Source organism: Winogradskya humida (assembly GCF_016862215.1).
In the GTDB taxonomy this organism is placed as follows: Bacteria; Actinomycetota; Actinomycetes; order Mycobacteriales; family Micromonosporaceae; genus Actinoplanes; species Actinoplanes humidus.
On the sequence record NZ_BOMN01000087.1, the window covers coordinates 89586 to 104929 of the forward strand.

Sequence of the window (15344 nt, forward strand, 5' to 3'; positions counted from 1 at the left end):
CCGTCCCGCTGATGACGTCGTCGTTGCTCTATCCGCTGCTGGCGGCGCTGACCAGCCTGGACGGCGTGGTGCCGATGGTCCCGTCCGAGGCGGTGGTGCTGGCGGCCGGCGACTTCGCCCACGCCGGCACGCCGAGTCTGGCGCTGGTCGTCGTGGCCACGGCTCTCGGCGTCTTCCTGGGAGATCACCTCGCGTACGGCCTCAGCCGCAGTGTCCTCGGCGCCCGGCTGATCAACCGGTCCCGGCACGTCAGCCGGGCCGTCGCATCGGCGCACCGGCAACTCGACCGCCGTCCCGCTCTGCTCATCGTGATGTCACGCTTTCTGCCGGGCGGCCGGGTGGCCATGAATCTGGCGTCCGGCACGGCCGGATTGCCGCTGTCACGGTTCAGCCCCGCCTCGGCGATCGCCGCGCTGGCCTGGGCCGCCTACACCGCGGGGCTGGGGTTCGCGGGCGGGGCGGTGTTCCTCGAGAATCCGCTGGCCGGCGTCGCGACGGGCCTCGGCCTGTCCTTCGTACTGGGTGGCGTCATCGAGCTGATCCGCCGGCGCACCGCCGCACGGCGCGCCAGATCAGCTGTGCCACCCGGCCCCGGTCATGCCGCCCGGCATCCTGATCCCGGCGCCGCGGACCGGGGACGTGCCACGGCAGTGAACACCGCGACACGCCCCGGTCGGCTCAGCGCAGGGCGAACTCGTCGGCGGCGCGGCAGTCCTTCTGGGTTCCGATGGCGCCGGGGGGTAGCTGGGCGAGGGCGTCGCGGGCGCGTTCGCGGCCGAGGTTCCACGCGTACCAGGGGTCGGGTTCCTCGAGGTCCTTGGCGATCCAGCTGAGGGTGCAGCGGCGTACCGGGTCGGGGAGTTTGGTCAGGGCCGGGGTCGCGTCGGCGGAGAGGGCCCGCAGGTACCAGGCGTCGATCTTGCCGGAGCCCTCGTAGCGGGCGGCGTTGCGGCTGGCCACGTAGCCCTCGGGGTCGAGGACGGCCAGGCCGAGCAGCATCACCACGGCGAGGCCTACGGTCGTGGCGGGGATCCAGCGGCCCTTCCACTTGACGCCGGCGGCGGCGATCATCACAAAGATCACGCCGAGCAGCATCTCCGAGGCCATGACGAAGATCCGCTCGCCGGTGAAGCTGTAGACCCGCTGGTACTCCCACATCCGCGACAGTGCGGACGCCACGATGACAACACTCAGAGCGCAGAGCAATCCTAGGAGTACGCGGAGAAGCAGCCGTTCGGCCGGCTGATCGCGCTTCGCCCACCGGGCCAGAGCCGCGATCAGGGCCAGCGACAACAGCGTGACCGCGACGAGCTGCCAGAAGCCGCTGCGGGCGTACTGCGAGTAGCTGAGCCCGGCCGTCTTCAGCACGTGCCGGCTTCCCCCGAACAGGACGGTGAACTGCACCGCGACGAACCCGGCGAAGAGCAGCACCAGCGCGACCCCGGCCGGCGCCCACTCGATCAGGCCGAACCTGCCCTTGCCCTCGGTGTCCATGCCGGCCGTCGCCGGGGGCTTGGCCAGCGTGTAGATCCCGGAGACGGCGAGCAGGGCACCGGTCACGGCCAGGAAGATCCACTGGAAGATCGCGCCGAGGTTGAAGTCGGGGACGGCGTCATCCAGCAGCTGGGAGAACGCGAGGTCGGCGGACGACAGCAGCGCACCGAAGACGAGCAGCACCACGACGGTGAGGGCGACCGAGAAGAAGATCCGCCGGGCGATTCCCGGGTTACGGCCCGCTTTCAGGTGCCTGCGGACCCAGGGGATACCGGCGAACGCCGCCCACGGCGCGGCGAACAGGCTGAACAGGATCGACCGGACCCGCCGCCCGCCGACGATCGCCAGCGCGGTGCAGCCGATCGCGCCCAGCACACTGAACGTCACCAGCCACCACGCGTTGCGGAACGCCGGGATGAGCATCAGGGCCAGCGCCGCCACGGCCCAGCCGGACCGGATCAGCCGCTCGGGAACCGGCAGATCCTTCGAGTTCCGGACCGCGAACCCGACTCCCAGCGTCAGCGTCAGCCAGGCGAGGAACCAGCCGATGCCCACCCGGTTCAGCGGCAGGAAGATCAGGAAGCCGAGGGCGCCGGCGATCACCCCGGCCGGGACGGTCCAGCCCTTGGCCGTCTGCGGCCCGGGCCAGCTCTTCTCGCGGAACTTCTGCCAGGGGGTCTGCCTCGGCTCGTACGTGCCGATCGGGCGCGCCGGGTACGGGGTCGGGATCGGCTGGTGCTGCGACCGCTGGGAAGGTGCCGGCTGAGGTTGCGGCCGCTGGGCAGGTGCCGGCTGGTGCTGCGGGCGCTGAACGGCCGCCGGCTGAGGCTTCGGCGCCTGAGGCTTGGCCGGCTCTGGCTTGGCGGGCTCTGATGTGGCGGCCGGCCCTGGCTTCGGTGGCTCTGACTTGGCGGGCGGCTCTGGCTTGGCCGGCTCTGGCTTGGCCGGCTCTGGCTTGGTGGCCGGTTCTGGCTTGGTGGACGGTTCTGGCCCGGACGGTTCTGGCCCGGACGGTTCTGGCTTGGGCGGCTCTGGCTTGGGCGGCTCTGGCTTCTGGGGCGCCGGGGTGGTGCTCTCGGCGGGTGCCCGAGTAACCGCGGGCGGCGCGGTGACAGCCGGGGTCGTGATGGCGGCTGGGGTGGCTACTGCCGGCGTGGTGACGGCAGGGGTGGCGGTGACGGCTGGGGTGGTGACCGCTGGGGTGGTGGCGGTTGGGGTGGTGGCGGTTGGGGTTGCCGCCTCGACCGGGACCATCGGGAGGAAAACGGCATATCCGCGCGTACCTGAGGGGATCTGGACCGGGATCGCCCAGGCGGTTTCCCCTTCGGCTCCCGGCCAGGCCAGCGACGGGATCGCGTCGGTGGGCTGCATGACCAGCAGCTGGGGTGGTGGTGGCGCCGGAGTGGCGGGGACGTCGTTGGCCGGGTCCGGGGGACCGGGCTGCTTCGGGGGCTGATGCGCCACTGCACCCTCCTGGGTTGCTCAGTTCGGCTCACTCTAGGACGTGTGCGCGTCGATATCTACGTTGGAACGGGTCCGTATCGCCGCGACGCCTGGAGCGTAAGACACGGGAACAAGCCCCGGCGTCCGGGCGCTGGCACTTCTGTGATCAACGCCGGGGTTCGACTTTCGCTGCTGGACCGGTCACGCACCCGTGCGGGTGAGACCGAGACGAGCGCGCTGCGGGGCACCGTCGCCCGCGCGAAGCACGCTGAGCAGCTCGGATATCACCGCTTCTGGGTCGCCGAGCACCACGGCGTACCCGGCATCGCGGGCGCCGCCCCGGCAGTGCTGCTGGCCGCCGTCGCCGGTGCCACGACGACGATCCGGCTCGGCTCGGCCGGGGTGATGTTGCCGCACCATCAGCCGCTCGTCGTCGCCGAGCAGTTCGCCACGCTGACCGCGTTCGCGCCGGGCCGCGTCGACCTGGGGCTGGGCCGTTCGCCCGGCTTCACCCCGCCGGTGCGCCGGGCGTTGCGCCAGACCGACAGCGACTTCGCTGCCGACCTCACCGAACTGCGTGACTTCCTGACGGGTACGGCGGAGATCACCCTCCATCCCCAGCCGGCCGGCCCCATCCCGTTGTACGTGCTGGCCACCGGAACCGGTCTGCGGATCGCGGCGCGCCTCGGTCTCCCGGTGATCGTCGGTGGTCCGCTGCTGGGCGCCGGCGGTGCCGAGGCCCTGGCCGGCTACCGGCGCGCCTTCGAACCCTCCGAACAGCAATCCGAGCCCTGGGTCGCGATCAGCCTCGACGTGCTGATCGCGGACACTCCCGCGGAAGCCGCCGACCTGCTCCTCCCCGAGGCGTGGGCGATGGCCCAGGGCCGTACGACCGGAGCCTTCCCGCCCCTCGAACCGGTCGCCGCCGTCCGAGCTGCCACGCGTACCCCACGTCAGCAGCACTACCTCGACCAGACCGCCGCCGCGGCAGTCACCGGCACCCCCGACCAGGTCGCGCACCGCCTCACCGACCTGCTCGACCGCACCGGGGCCGCCGAACTCGTCGCCGCCGGCAGCACCTTCGACCGCGCCGCCCTGCACGCCTCCGACGCCGCCCTCGCCGCGATGTTTTCCCGTCCGCAAATGTGGCATTTGCCGGTTTAGCCTAGAAGGCAGTGGTTAATCACTGTGGGTAGCCATAGGAACGACTGCGGAGAGGGTGGTCTGTCGGATGAGCATGGAGAACTGGCACGCGTACGGCAAGGAGGTGCACGCCGGCCGGATCAAGGACGGCTCGGCGATGGTGGTCGAGGGGTCGCACTCAACCACGGCGCACGGGACCGTCACGCGACAGCCCGCCACGGTGCTGGGGCTGGCGTTGCACGGACGGCGCAACGTCCGGACCGTGACGGGTGACGGGCAGCCGGGGGAGGGCGCCGATCAGAGCGATCCCGGGAAGTTGCGCATCAGAGTGCTGCGCGAGGGCATGGAGTTGATCACCCATCCCGCATTCAGCAGCTCGCATGACGAGATCGAAGCGTCCGGCACCGGGAAGCACTACGAGTACGAGAACGCGGCACACCACACCGTGGCGCCCATGAAGGGAGACACGTCGCCGATGGTGAGCGTCGACATCGCGGTGCACTACGTCTTCAACATCAATGACCGGTCCAACAGTGCGGACGACAGCACGACGGTGACGTTCCGGCCCGGCGAGACCGACACGACCGTCGAGCTTGACCGCATCGATCCGCACCGCGCCGCGTACGTGTGGATCGCTCTCAGTGGTGCGAGGTTCGAGACCGCCACCGATCAGGCGCTCTACCTGGGCATCGAGCGGGATGCCGAGCACGGCGCCGCTGTTCCCGACGACGAACTGCCGAAGGACCTCGTCAACATCGCCCCCGCGCCCGATGGGAACAGCGCCCAAGGGGCGGCCGCGATGATGCGGGCCGGGATGGAAGATCTCCTGGCCGGTAGTCTCACGATGGGCTCGGAGCTCGGCCCGGTCAGCGTTCCGGTGAGCCGTGCCGCGCGCATCGCGTTCTTCTGGCAGCGGTCACAGCCCTAGGCGCTCGTGCGCCGGGGTGCGCCGCCGGCGGCCAGTGTCAGGTCCTGCTGCAGCGTGGTGAATGCTGGTTTCGGTTGCAGATGTACGTCGTGGAGGGTCGCGTAACCCTGCAGCGGGTCGGTGAAGAAGCCGGGGATCCAGGAGTCGCGGTCGTTGACGCCCCAGACCGTGAACGAGATGCAGGCCCGGACGGCCAGGCAGGCCTTCAGCATCTGCGAGAACTCGTACGGCTGGGCCATGAGTGCCAGCGCGTCCGTCGGGTTCTGATCGGTGGCGTTGTCGACGAATGTCCGTACGTCGGCTTCGGTGATCGCCACCTTGAAGCCGGCTGCTTCGTAGCGTCGCAGGTTCGCGGTCATCGTGGTGGGGAACGGGTACTGGGTGTCGAGGTGGCCCTGGTCGCCGATGCCGTCGATGGGGACACCCTGGCGCTTGAGGCCTTTCGCCCATGCGTGGACGGCGTCGGCCTTGGCGTTGGTTCCGTCCTCGCCGGCGATGTTGTAGTCGTTGTAGAACAGCAGTGCCCTGGGATCGGCGGCGCGGGCCCATCGGAAGACGTCGGCGATGATGCCTTCGCCGAGGTTGGCGACCCAGAAGTCGTTGGGGTTGATGGTCGACGGGGTGCTGTCGGTGAAGAACTCGTTGGCCACGTCCCACTGCCAGATCTTGCCTTTGAAGTGGGTGACCTCGGTGGTGACGTGCCGCTTGAGGATGGTACGCAGCTCGCTCCTGCTGATGGAACCGTCGGTCACCCCGGAGGTCAGCCAGCCGGGGATCTGGTTGTGCCACAGCAGGGTGTGGCCGCGGACCAGCTGACGATGGGCGGCCGCGAACGTCACCAGGCGGTCGGCGGCGGCGAAGTCGTTGACACCCCGGCTCGGCTCCACGACCTCCCACTTCATGGCGTTCTCGGCCGTTACCGTGGTGAATTGGCCGGCCAGAATGGCCGTGTAGGTGGCGTCGGTGGTGAGCTTGTCATCGTTGACGGCATTGCCGATGCGCAATCCGATGCGTGAGCCCAGCGCGCCGAGAGAATCCTTCGGGGGCCGGGTGGTCTGAGCTTGGCGGGCGGTCTCGGCGGCGACGGGCCCGGGCGCCGCGACGAGCGTTGCCGCACCGGCCGTGGTCAGAACGGCGAGCACCGCCCCCACCCGAAACGGCGTCCGGAGCGTGATACCGAGTTGGTGCCGGCGCCGTGCGGATTGCTCGGTCATATCGGTCCCTTCGGGAGCGTCCGGCCGCCGGTGCTGGACGAGCTGAAAGTTTCGGGGCTATTTCGGCTGCCCGGATCCTATGCAGGCTCGTCGATCAGGGTCAAGATAGATGAAAGTCGATCATTGAGCCCTTCCTCGTTCCGAAAGTTCCAGACCGCGGAGGCCGTCACGGCCGGTTGATCGTGACGTCGGGCCCGCTCAGGAATCCTCGCCCTCTCCCTGTCCCTCCGCTTCGGGTTCACCGTCGCCGTTCCAGGTGAGCTTGACCTTGAAGTGGCCGTCCGCGCCGGTGCGGGCGATCACGGCGCCGGCCTCGGCGCTCAGCTTCACCCCGAACTCGAGCTCCACCCGGTCCGGTCGGGTGTCCATGTCGCGCAGCGTGGTGAGGGCCTCCTCCGCGGCCGTACGCACCTGGCGCAGCGCCGCCCCGAACGACGCTGTGGCGGAGTGCAGTACGTCCCCGGTCCGCGACACCGTGGAGATGACGGGCCCGTCCGCGCCGTCCTCGGCGTACACGAAGGCTCCGTCCTGAAGCTCGAAGCGGGTCAGTTCGGACACAGTTCCCCCTGGTAGGCATCCTTCGGCACGTTTTTTCGCGCCGCCGTGTCGATGTTCGGACCGGCCATCAGCGCGCAGAGCCGGTCGGCGTCGGCGTACTCGGCGTGGGTGGCCGTGGCCGCGTCGGCGAGCCGGCGCAGGGGTGCCGGCTGCCCGTCCTGGACCAGCACCACCCCGATCGTGCTGGTGTCGAGGAGGAGGACCGGGCCGCCCGGGTCGCGGCCCAGCGGCAGCAGCGCCTGCCACGCCGTGTCGAGGGCCGAACCCGAAAACCCGCCCTTGGCCTGCCGTTTGCCGTCCCGCACGGTCCATGCCGAGAGGACCGTACGCGCCTGCTCGTTGATCTGCCGAATGTCGCTCGCCCGCACGGTCGGCAGCTCCACCGCCGCGGGGATGATCAGCACCGACCCGTCCGCGGTGAGTGCCGGTGAGCCGTGCTGCTCTGGCCCGGTCAGCCCGGTGATCCGGGTGGCCGGCCCGGCCGACCAGGCCCGCAGCACCACCGCGTCCACGCTGCTGTTCGCCGCCGGGACCGTGACCGCCACCGTCGACCGGTCGAGGCTGACCGCGATGCTGTTGACCCGCTCGATCAGCTCCTGGCGGGCAGGCTCGGCACTGGTCAGCTCCACCCGGGCCAGCGCGGCGCGACCGTAGTAGACCTGCCCGGGCCTCGGCAGGAACTCGGTCACCAGCGCCTGACGTCCGCCGGGCCCAAGCCACAGGCCGTAGAGCCAGCTGTGCCACGGCAGGGTGCGTGGCGTCCGCTCGGCGCCGGTGGCCAGGTCCACCGTGTGCAGTTCGTTGACCACCGTGTCCGGGCTGGAGAACAGGGTCCCGTTCGTCAGGACGTACGCCATGGTCCGTTCGTCCGGGTCGAAGCTCAGCGCGGTCACCGGCGGGATCAGCCCGTCGACCTGGGCCGCGTAGACGACCTGATGGCGTTCGTTGTCCCACACGACCAGGCAGCCGACCGTCAAGGCGATGCTGACCACCGGGCACGTGGGCACTGCCTTCGGGACGGGCTTCGGCAGCCGTTCCTTGTCGACCGGTGCGTCCGGGTTCGCCGGCAGCGTGGGGTACAGCTTGGCGACGTAGCCGACAAACCGGCCGCTGCTGCTGATGGTGGCTTCGACCAGGGTGTCGATGCTGCCGAACAGCTTGTCGAACGCCGGGTCACGGGTGACCTGACCCCCGGACAGGTGCCACAGCGCGCCGCGCCTGGCCGGGTCCTTGGTCACCATCGCGGTGCCGTCGGCGCTGATCCGGCCCGCCGGCGCCGACGTGTCCTGCGACGCCCAGCGCCCGGTCGACGGGTTCGCCGAGCCTGACGGCAGCGGCTGTGACGTGTCGGTTCTCGCGGCGAAGTAGTCCGGCACCAGCCGGTCGATGCCGCCGAGACCGCTCTGCCGGGCGGTGACGTTCCCGTCGGTACGCTCCGCGCGGATGGCGAGCTGGGCAGCACCCCAGCTGTCGAATCCGCCGAGTCGCGTGGCGGTGGCGGCCAGATCGGCGGCGGCCAGCTCCGAGCGTTGCCGGCCGGTGCTGCGATAGGTCAGGGTGATGGCCACCGCGAGGACGACGACCACGGCGAGCGCCGTCGTGGCCCACTTGCGCCGGCGTTTCACCCCGGCCGTGATGTACTCGTGCTCGCCGGCGGTGAGGTCGGCGGCGCGGGGGCCCTTCGCCCATCGCCGGGCGTCGCGGAGCTCGGCGCCGGCGAGCAGCCTGCGCCCGGCCTTCAGCTCGGCGAGCCACTGAGCCCGGCGCTGGCGCATACCCTCCTGCCACAGCCGGAAGTTGCGGCTCTGGCCGGCCAGCTGCACCAGCCGCTGCCAGCTGGCCAGCAGCGATTCGTGGGCCAGCTCGACACCCGGGTCCGGCGCGGACCGCAACACCAACAGCCGGCTGGTGGCGAGCCGCTGCGCCGCCGTCCACTGTGCGTCGTCCAGCTCGTCGCGGTGGGCCGTGCGCCGCACGGTGAGCGAGTCGTCGGGCAGTGGCCGCAGCAATTGGACCAGCAGCCGTTCGCCGGCGTGCTGGGCGGCCGGCGCCAGGCTGTCCCAGACGCTGTCGGCATATCCGGCCAGCGCGCCGCGCACGCCACCCAGCTCGTCGTACGCGGCGTGGGTGAGCAGCCCCCCGGTGCGGCGCTCCCACAGCTCGGTCAGCGTGAACTGCAACAGCGGCAGTGCTCCGGCTGCCAGCTCGACGTCTTCGAGGATCCTTTCGACCAGGCCCTTCTCGTACGTCACCGTGCCCATCCCCGCCAGCGGCCCGGTGATCACGCGGCGCAGCTCGCCGGTGCTCATCTCGCCGACGGTCACCGGCAGCCACACGGTGGCCAGCTCGGCGAGCTCCGGGGCCCGCAGGCTCGCCCCGAGGAACGTGTCCCGCAGGTTGAGCAGCACTCCGACGCGGGGCCCGGCCCGCAGCGCCCGGCTGAACGCCGCCCGGTCGGCGGCCGGGCTGGTCAGCAGCTCCTCGAACTGGTCGACGGCGATCAGCAACCGCCCGCCGGTGCCGGTCAGCAGGGCAGCGGCCACGTCCGGCAGCTCACCGCGGCCGAGCCGGGCGGCCAGCTCGGTCACCGCGTCGAGGCGCCCCAGCGGGTCCCGCGCCGGCACGAGCAGCAGGTCGAGAGCCAGGGCCAGAGCGCGCAGCGGTGTGCCGGCGTCCGACGGCCGCAGCACCACGACCGGTGTCCCGGCGGCACGAAGCCGGGGAAGCACCCCCGCCAGCAGCAGCGACGACTTGCCCACACCGGACGGGCCGATGACGCAGACCACCGGCGCGCCCTGCGCGTGGCGCACGAGCCGGTCGGTGAGCTCCTCGCGGCCGAAGAAGACCGCCGTGTCGTCCTGGGTGAACGGTCGCAGACCCCGGAACGGCGGGGCCCGCTCGATGATCCCGGCCAGCTCCGGCCACGCGTCCAGCAGCCGCGCGGCGGGTAACAGGTAGCCGATCTTCGGGGGCGCCCCGGTGACCCGCTGCATCACCATGCCGACGGCGGCGTCGGCCTCGGGGTCCCACACCGGCGCCCCGGAGAACCCCGGATCCAGCGTGGACTCCCGGCCCGGCTCACTGAGGATCTCGACCCAGCCGGTGGCCACCGGGCCGCCCTCCCGGCCGTAGGCCCAGCTGCCCAGCTCCAGCCCGCGGGGGAAACCCACCATGATCAGCTGGCCGCCACCGGGCCGGTGATGCGCGTCGAGCACCAGCGGCCGTGCCCCGGCGGGTGGGTCGTCGAGCAGCCGCAGCCCGGCCACGTCGCCGGTGCGGTCGGCGAGCAGCGGCTCCCAGGCCACGACCTTGGCCCTCAGCCGGCGGCCCGGGGCGAGCAGCGGGAAGTCGACCTCCACGAGCCCAGCCGGCCGCGGCCCGCCGGGGGAGTGACCGAGAGCGCTCGCCACGACGTGCGCGGCGGTCACCACCTGGCGGGGGCCGACGAGCATCCCGGCGCCCTCCGGCCGATCGCCACGCCAGACGCGCACCAGCGCGGCCTCCAGCGGGATCCGGCCGGGTTCCGCCATCGATCACCCTCCCGGTCTCGGCGTACATCCACGGTAGCGAATACACGCACCGCGGGACGTCCCCGGTTCACCGTCCGGCCGGCTGATCGTCCAGTTTCCCTCAGCTTGCCGTTTAACCTCGCGCCCCACCCCGACGTCGCTGCGTCATGAAGGGTGACTACGGTGCGTGCCGTCCAGTGCGCTGAACGCGGGAGGCGATGGGACCGAACGCGCGTTCTCTGCGGCAGATCCGTGCATCCACTTCGGCCTGCTTGGCCAAGCGATCAAGATTCTACTTCCTTACCGGCAAGCGTGATAAGTCTTCACTTTAATAACAAATGACACCACACAGAATGCTCCGGATATTTTGTCAGAGGCTCCCAGTACCCTGACCCTGGCTTGCTCGGCCGAGCAAGCTGATCAGGCGAAGGAGTCACTAAGTTGGGGCTGGAAGAAAAGCTGGCGGGTTGGACGGGGCCGTCCAGCTCAACGGAGCAAGACAAGCAAGAACGTACTGAACGGATGATCCGTGAGGCGATCAAAGAGCATGCGGCCTTCGACGCCTGCGATCTTCGGATCTACGCCAAAGGGTCGTACGCCAACAACACGAACGTCAAAACCGACAGCGACGTGGACATCGCCGTGCAATGCCGCGACGTCATGTACTGGGACGAGGCCAAGCCCGGTATCCACACCTCCACCTCGCCGTACCAGGGCATCTGGACTCCCACGAAACTGCGCTCCGAGCTCCAAAACGCGCTGGTGAAGAAGTTTCCGGGCCAGGTAGACACGTCCGGCTCGACCGCCTTCCGTATCCACTCGGGTAGCGCCCGGGTGGACGCCGACGTGGTGCCGTGTTTCAACTACCGGTACTACTTCGCCTCCGGCGGCCGCGACGGCGCCAAAGTGTTCAAGAAGGACGGCTTCAGCCTGATCAACTATCCCGATCAGCAGCTCGCGAACGGCCGGGACAAAAACAACCGCACCGGCAAGAACTACAAGAAGACCGTCCGGATTATGAAGCGCGTCGAAAACGCCATGGTCCTCGACGGCAAACACCGCGAGGTGCCGTCGTTCTTCGTCGAATGCCTCGTCTACCATTGCCCGGACGACATCTTCTCCCGGTCGACGTGGACCGACGTCGTGCGCGGCGTCATCAACCACATTTACCACGGCCTCGACGGCGCAGAACCCTCCGACGCCTCCCAGCGGTGGCTCGAAGTCAGTGAATGCAAATGGCTCTTCCAGCCTGGCCAGGCCTGGACCCGGGCCGACGGACGCGCCTTTGCCCAAGCCACCTGGACCTATCTCGGCCTGACTTCATGAAACGCAGCATCACCATCCGGGTGGTCGCCGCGGTGGTCGTCATCGTCCTGGCTGCGGGCACCTGGCTGACCAGCGGAAAACTCGACACGGGCTGGATGCGGGTCTTCTCCGCCGCCGTCCTGATCGCCACCCTGATCCTGGGCGCCTGGGATCTCTGGCTCTGGCGACTTAGCCTCGTCCAGCGGATTCCGGGCATCCCCCGCTGTGTACGCGGAACCTGGCAGGGAACCCTCACCTCCTTCTGGGTCAACCCTGCAACCGGGGCGTCACCAGCACCCAAGACCGTCTACCTGGTCATCCACCAGACCGCCACCCTTGCCACCGTCAAGCTGTTCACCGACGAATCACGGTCGACTTCCACGCTGGCCGCCGTATCCGTCGTGGACAACGCGTGGACGCTGGCTTATCTCTATCTCAACCGCCCCGACATACGTGTCGAACCCCGAAGCAGGATGCATCACGGGTCGACGGTCTTCGACGTATCCGGAAGTCCCGCCTCGCGACTAACCGGCCGCTACTGGACCGACCGCGACAGCAAAGGCCAGCTTGAGTTCACCCGGCGTCACCACAAACTGGCAGACGACTTCCTCGAAGCAGCCACCTATTTCGCGTGACCGGCGAACATCGATGCTGTCGGCGCCACAAGAGGGAGATTGCCCAACTGGCGGGCGCATGTGGGCCTACCCGAACATGCCAGCACGGATGGGCCATCGCGGTCGGCCGGCCGGTTGGTGATCTTCACGGTCGGCCAACAGGATCGACCTTGGCTAGATGGCGCCGCTCTTCTTGGCTAGATGACGGTGCGCCGCTAGCCCCGCATCGCGGCCATGAGAGCGTGCCGCCGGAATAGTGGTCGAAGATTGGTTTGTTGCTCGTTAGCGGCAGGGTTGCTGTCATTGCCGAGGCGAAGTACGGCATGGGCGGGCCTCGTGAATAAGGCGCGCGGGATTTCCTCCGTTACGCAGGAATGCCTTCCTGTGTCCGGCTCGTCCGCGTAGAGCCACCACGTCGCCCATGTCGTGTCCATTCCCGCCGGACTCGCCACCGGTTGTGGACTTGGGTTGAGTGCTGTCACATCCGCGCGTTAATTGTCGTGTCAAGCCCCGGGTGTGATGGAGAGTTCGGTGTTCGTGGGTTAGTAGGCGGCGGTGTACTTCACCAGCCAGCGGTTGGTGAACCGGCCCCAGTCGAACAGGTCACCGGCGGCACGCCTGCGGTCCCGCTCATCTTCGGCGACGGCGTGTGCCCGGTGGGAGTTCGCCTCACGGAACAACGCTCGTGCGGCCTCGATCCATATCAGCTTGCCGTCCGGTGTCCGGGCTTCGGGAGAGTCGCGCCGTAGCCGGGTGGTGTGGCCGAGAGCTTTTCCGAAGGCCCGCCGAACCTTGTGCTCACGCCGGAACTCTTCGGTTGCCGCGGAGTGGTTCCGGCGCCGTGTCGGGTCACGCATCCACGCCAGTTCAACGGTCGTAAAGATCTCCAGCTGAGCGTATTTCATTCCTTGATTATTCTCACGGAGCACCATGATCGGAAGGGCGGGTGTGCCATTGTAGGGTTGAGGGGGATCACACAAATTAGAATGGCAGATAGCGAGTATTCGGATAGCCATGAAGTGGTCGCGGATGGATCCCGGGAAGCGATCCTCGGGCTCACCGCGCCACGAGTTCGTTGGCCGCCTTGCTGTCATCGGCAGATCCGTGTACTCGTCGGGGTGGCCTCCGAGCCGTCTGCTGTGACAGAGCGTCATGCGGAGGCTGGGGTTGACGCTTCGGCATGCTGATGCATGACCCGGCGGGCGGACGCCTTATTCGAGCTGACTGAGGCGCTGCTGTGTACCGACGGACCGGTCAAAACGCTGGTCGGGTTGTCACTTGCGCCGGAGCACCGGCGCGGCCACGGCGCCCATGTATAACGCGCTCAACCACGGCCGTACCGACGTCGAGGTGCTGCGCCAGCGCAACTGCAGTCCGCAGCGCTCGTTTCTGCCACACCTACGGGCGTGGCAAGGACGGACATCGGATGATCCCGGGCTGGCCGTACTCGTTCATTGCCGCCCTGGAGACCGGCCGCACCTCCTGGACCGTCCTGCTCGACGCCGGCTACGAAGCCCCGCGCATCGCCTGGCTGCTGCGCGACCTGCCGGTGGAGATCCGCGGCCGGATGCGCTCCGACCGGGTGCTGCGCCGAGCGACCCTGCCACGCGTCTACCAGGCACTGGGTGGTCGGCCGGCCAGGCACGGCGGCGAGTTCGTCTTCGGTGACCCCGCCACCTGGGACGTCGAGCACGCGGTCACCCGTACCAACACCCGCCTCTATGGCCAGGCTCGCGCCCAGGCGTGGGACGGCTGCACCCGCGGCTGTCCCGCCGCGCCGCCTGGGTAGATCACGACCAGGCGTTGCCGGTCATCGAGGGCACGGTCATCCGGCTCACCGTCGAGCACCTGCCCAGCCGCGCCCCGCCGAAATCTGGACTCCGCCTCGCTCCGACCTCGGTTATGAAACAGGCCTCGGCAGGCTCAGGACTCGCGGACCACCAGGTGGCCGTGGACGACGTGGGTGCCCGGGGCGGGGTTGCCGTCGATCGCGGCGAGCAGCAGGTCGCCCGCGCGCCGGCCGATCTCCTCGAGGCCCAGGTCGACTGTGGTCAGTGGGGGGCGGGCGGCCTCGGCCAGGACCGCCCAGTTGTCGGTGCCGACCAGGCCGACCTGCTCGGGCAGGTTCAGCCCGGATTCGCGCAGGCCGTCCGCGACGCCGCGGGCCACCACGTCGTTGCCGCAGAACACGCCGTCGATGTCCGGGACGCTGCGCAGCAACTGGGCGGCCGCGAAGCGTCCCCACACCTCGGTCCATCCGCCGAACAGGGGATCTCCGGCGAGCTCCAGCCCGAATTCGGCGAGTGCCTCGGCGGCGCCGGCGGCGCGCTCGCGTGCCGAGGCGTGTGACTGGGGGCCGGTGATGTGGGCGATGCGCCGGCGGCCGGTTTTGACCAGGTGCTCGATGGCGAGCCGGGCGGCGCCGCGCTCGTCGCTGACGACGCTGCAGTCCTGCGGGTCGGTGCTGCGGGCGAAGGCGTAGACGACGGGGACCGGCAGGTCGTCGCTCAGCGGGCGCCGGGCGTCGGTGCGGCGCCCGGCCACGATGATGCCGTCGACCTGGCGGTCGAGCAGTTTGCGCAGGTGGTGGCGCTCGCGGATGGGGTCGTCGCGGCTGTCGCAGAGGAAGGCGTCCATCTCGCCGACGCCGAGGGAATCCTCGACGCCGCGCATGACCGGGATGCTGAAGCGGCCGTAGCTGTCGGTGGTGATGATGCCGACGGTGAAGGTCCGGCCGCTGAGCAGGCTGCGCGCGACGGTGCTGGGGCTGAAGCCGAGCTCGTCGGCGGCGGCGCGGACCCGGGCGCGGGTTTCCTCCCGGAGGCTGCCCCGGCCGTTGAGCGCCTTCGAGACGGTGCCGGGGGAGACCCCGGCGAGAGCGGCGACGTCGGCGATGCCGGCTCGCCGCGTCATCGCCCGGGAGGCGGTGCTGTCGGTCATGGGCAACTCCGGCGGGCAGCGAAAGGGTGGGCAGCGCAAGGGCAGGTAGCGAAGCGGGGGCGGCGAAATCGGTGGGCGCGAGCAGAGCATAGGCGGAAAAGGTTTTCCGACCAAAGGTTAGCGCTAACAAGCCAGTGTGACTTAGGTCTTGACCAACCGGGGTGAACATCCTAACTTGGCGCTAGGCAAACGGTTT

The 15344-nt window shown here is 69.6% G+C and carries 10 protein-coding genes and 2 pseudogenes; 6 read left to right on the forward strand and 6 right to left on the reverse strand.

Features of this window, described 5'->3' with window-relative positions; translation table 11 throughout:
• Window positions 1-74 precede the first annotated feature (74 nt).
• A pseudogene (locus Ahu01nite_RS50700) lies at window positions 75-434 on the forward strand (DedA family protein); the annotation flags it as partial.
• A gap of 244 nt (window positions 435-678) precedes the next feature.
• Here the strand turns inward: Ahu01nite_RS50700 and Ahu01nite_RS30320 are convergent.
• The gene (locus Ahu01nite_RS30320; protein WP_275411790.1) at window positions 679-2958 is read right to left on the reverse strand and encodes a DUF4153 domain-containing protein; all 2280 of its coding nucleotides are present in this window, start codon (window positions 2956-2958) and stop codon (window positions 679-681) included.
• Between the two features lie 141 nt (window positions 2959-3099).
• Between Ahu01nite_RS30320 and Ahu01nite_RS30325 the strand changes: the two genes are divergently transcribed.
• Both Ahu01nite_RS30325 and Ahu01nite_RS30330 read left to right on the forward strand, forming a co-directional pair.
• On the forward strand, window positions 3100-4101 hold the full coding sequence (locus tag Ahu01nite_RS30325) for an MsnO8 family LLM class oxidoreductase (protein ID WP_239159256.1): 1002 nt from the start codon (window positions 3100-3102) through the stop codon (window positions 4099-4101).
• A 67-nt stretch (window positions 4102-4168) separates the two neighbouring features.
• Window positions 4169-5008 carry a hypothetical protein gene (locus Ahu01nite_RS30330; RefSeq protein ID WP_203840085.1) on the forward strand — a complete coding sequence of 280 codons (840 nt, stop codon included), beginning with the start codon at window positions 4169-4171 and terminating at the stop codon, window positions 5006-5008.
• On the opposite strand, the gene Ahu01nite_RS30335 is transcribed toward Ahu01nite_RS30330, so the two are convergent.
• The 3 genes from Ahu01nite_RS30335 to Ahu01nite_RS30345 all read right to left on the reverse strand — a co-directional run bounded on the left by Ahu01nite_RS30335 (window position 5005) and on the right by Ahu01nite_RS30345 (window position 10310).
• Window positions 5005-6150, reverse strand: a complete 1146-nt coding sequence (locus tag Ahu01nite_RS30335; RefSeq protein WP_239159257.1) for an endo-1,4-beta-xylanase — start codon at window positions 6148-6150, stop codon at window positions 5005-5007. The genes Ahu01nite_RS30330 and Ahu01nite_RS30335 overlap by 4 nt on opposite strands.
• A 270-nt stretch (window positions 6151-6420) precedes the next feature.
• On the reverse strand, window positions 6421-6780 hold the full coding sequence (locus Ahu01nite_RS30340) for a CU044_2847 family protein (RefSeq protein WP_203840087.1): 360 nt from the start codon (window positions 6778-6780) through the stop codon (window positions 6421-6423).
• On the reverse strand, window positions 6768-10310 hold the full coding sequence (locus tag Ahu01nite_RS30345) for a serine protease (RefSeq protein WP_203840088.1): 3543 nt from the start codon (window positions 10308-10310) through the stop codon (window positions 6768-6770). The genes Ahu01nite_RS30340 and Ahu01nite_RS30345 overlap by 13 nt, the downstream gene beginning before the upstream one ends.
• Window positions 10311-10730: 420 nt before the next feature.
• Between Ahu01nite_RS30345 and Ahu01nite_RS30350 the strand changes: the two genes are divergently transcribed.
• Window positions 10731-11615, forward strand: coding sequence for a nucleotidyltransferase domain-containing protein (locus tag Ahu01nite_RS30350; protein ID WP_203840089.1), 885 nt, complete (start codon window positions 10731-10733; stop codon window positions 11613-11615).
• A complete protein-coding gene (locus tag Ahu01nite_RS30355) occupies window positions 11612-12229 on the forward strand; it encodes a Cap15 family cyclic dinucleotide receptor domain-containing protein (protein WP_203840090.1) in 618 nt (205 codons plus the stop codon). Before Ahu01nite_RS30350 ends, Ahu01nite_RS30355 begins: the two co-directional genes overlap by 4 nt.
• A gap of 521 nt (window positions 12230-12750) precedes the next feature.
• On the opposite strand, the gene Ahu01nite_RS30360 is transcribed toward Ahu01nite_RS30355, so the two are convergent.
• Window positions 12751-13113, reverse strand: coding sequence for a hypothetical protein (locus Ahu01nite_RS30360; RefSeq protein ID WP_203840091.1), 363 nt, complete (start codon window positions 13111-13113; stop codon window positions 12751-12753).
• Between the two features lie 282 nt (window positions 13114-13395).
• On the opposite strand from Ahu01nite_RS30360, the pseudogene Ahu01nite_RS51705 reads away from it, so the two are divergent.
• A pseudogene (locus tag Ahu01nite_RS51705) lies at window positions 13396-14080 on the forward strand (transposase); the annotation flags it as partial.
• Window positions 14081-14131: 51 nt separating this feature from the next.
• Here the strand turns inward: Ahu01nite_RS51705 and Ahu01nite_RS30370 are convergent.
• Window positions 14132-15148 (reverse strand): LacI family DNA-binding transcriptional regulator, encoded by a 1017-nt coding sequence (locus Ahu01nite_RS30370; RefSeq protein WP_239159259.1) that lies wholly within the window; start codon window positions 15146-15148, stop codon window positions 14132-14134.
• Between the last annotated feature and the right edge of the window lie 196 nt (window positions 15149-15344).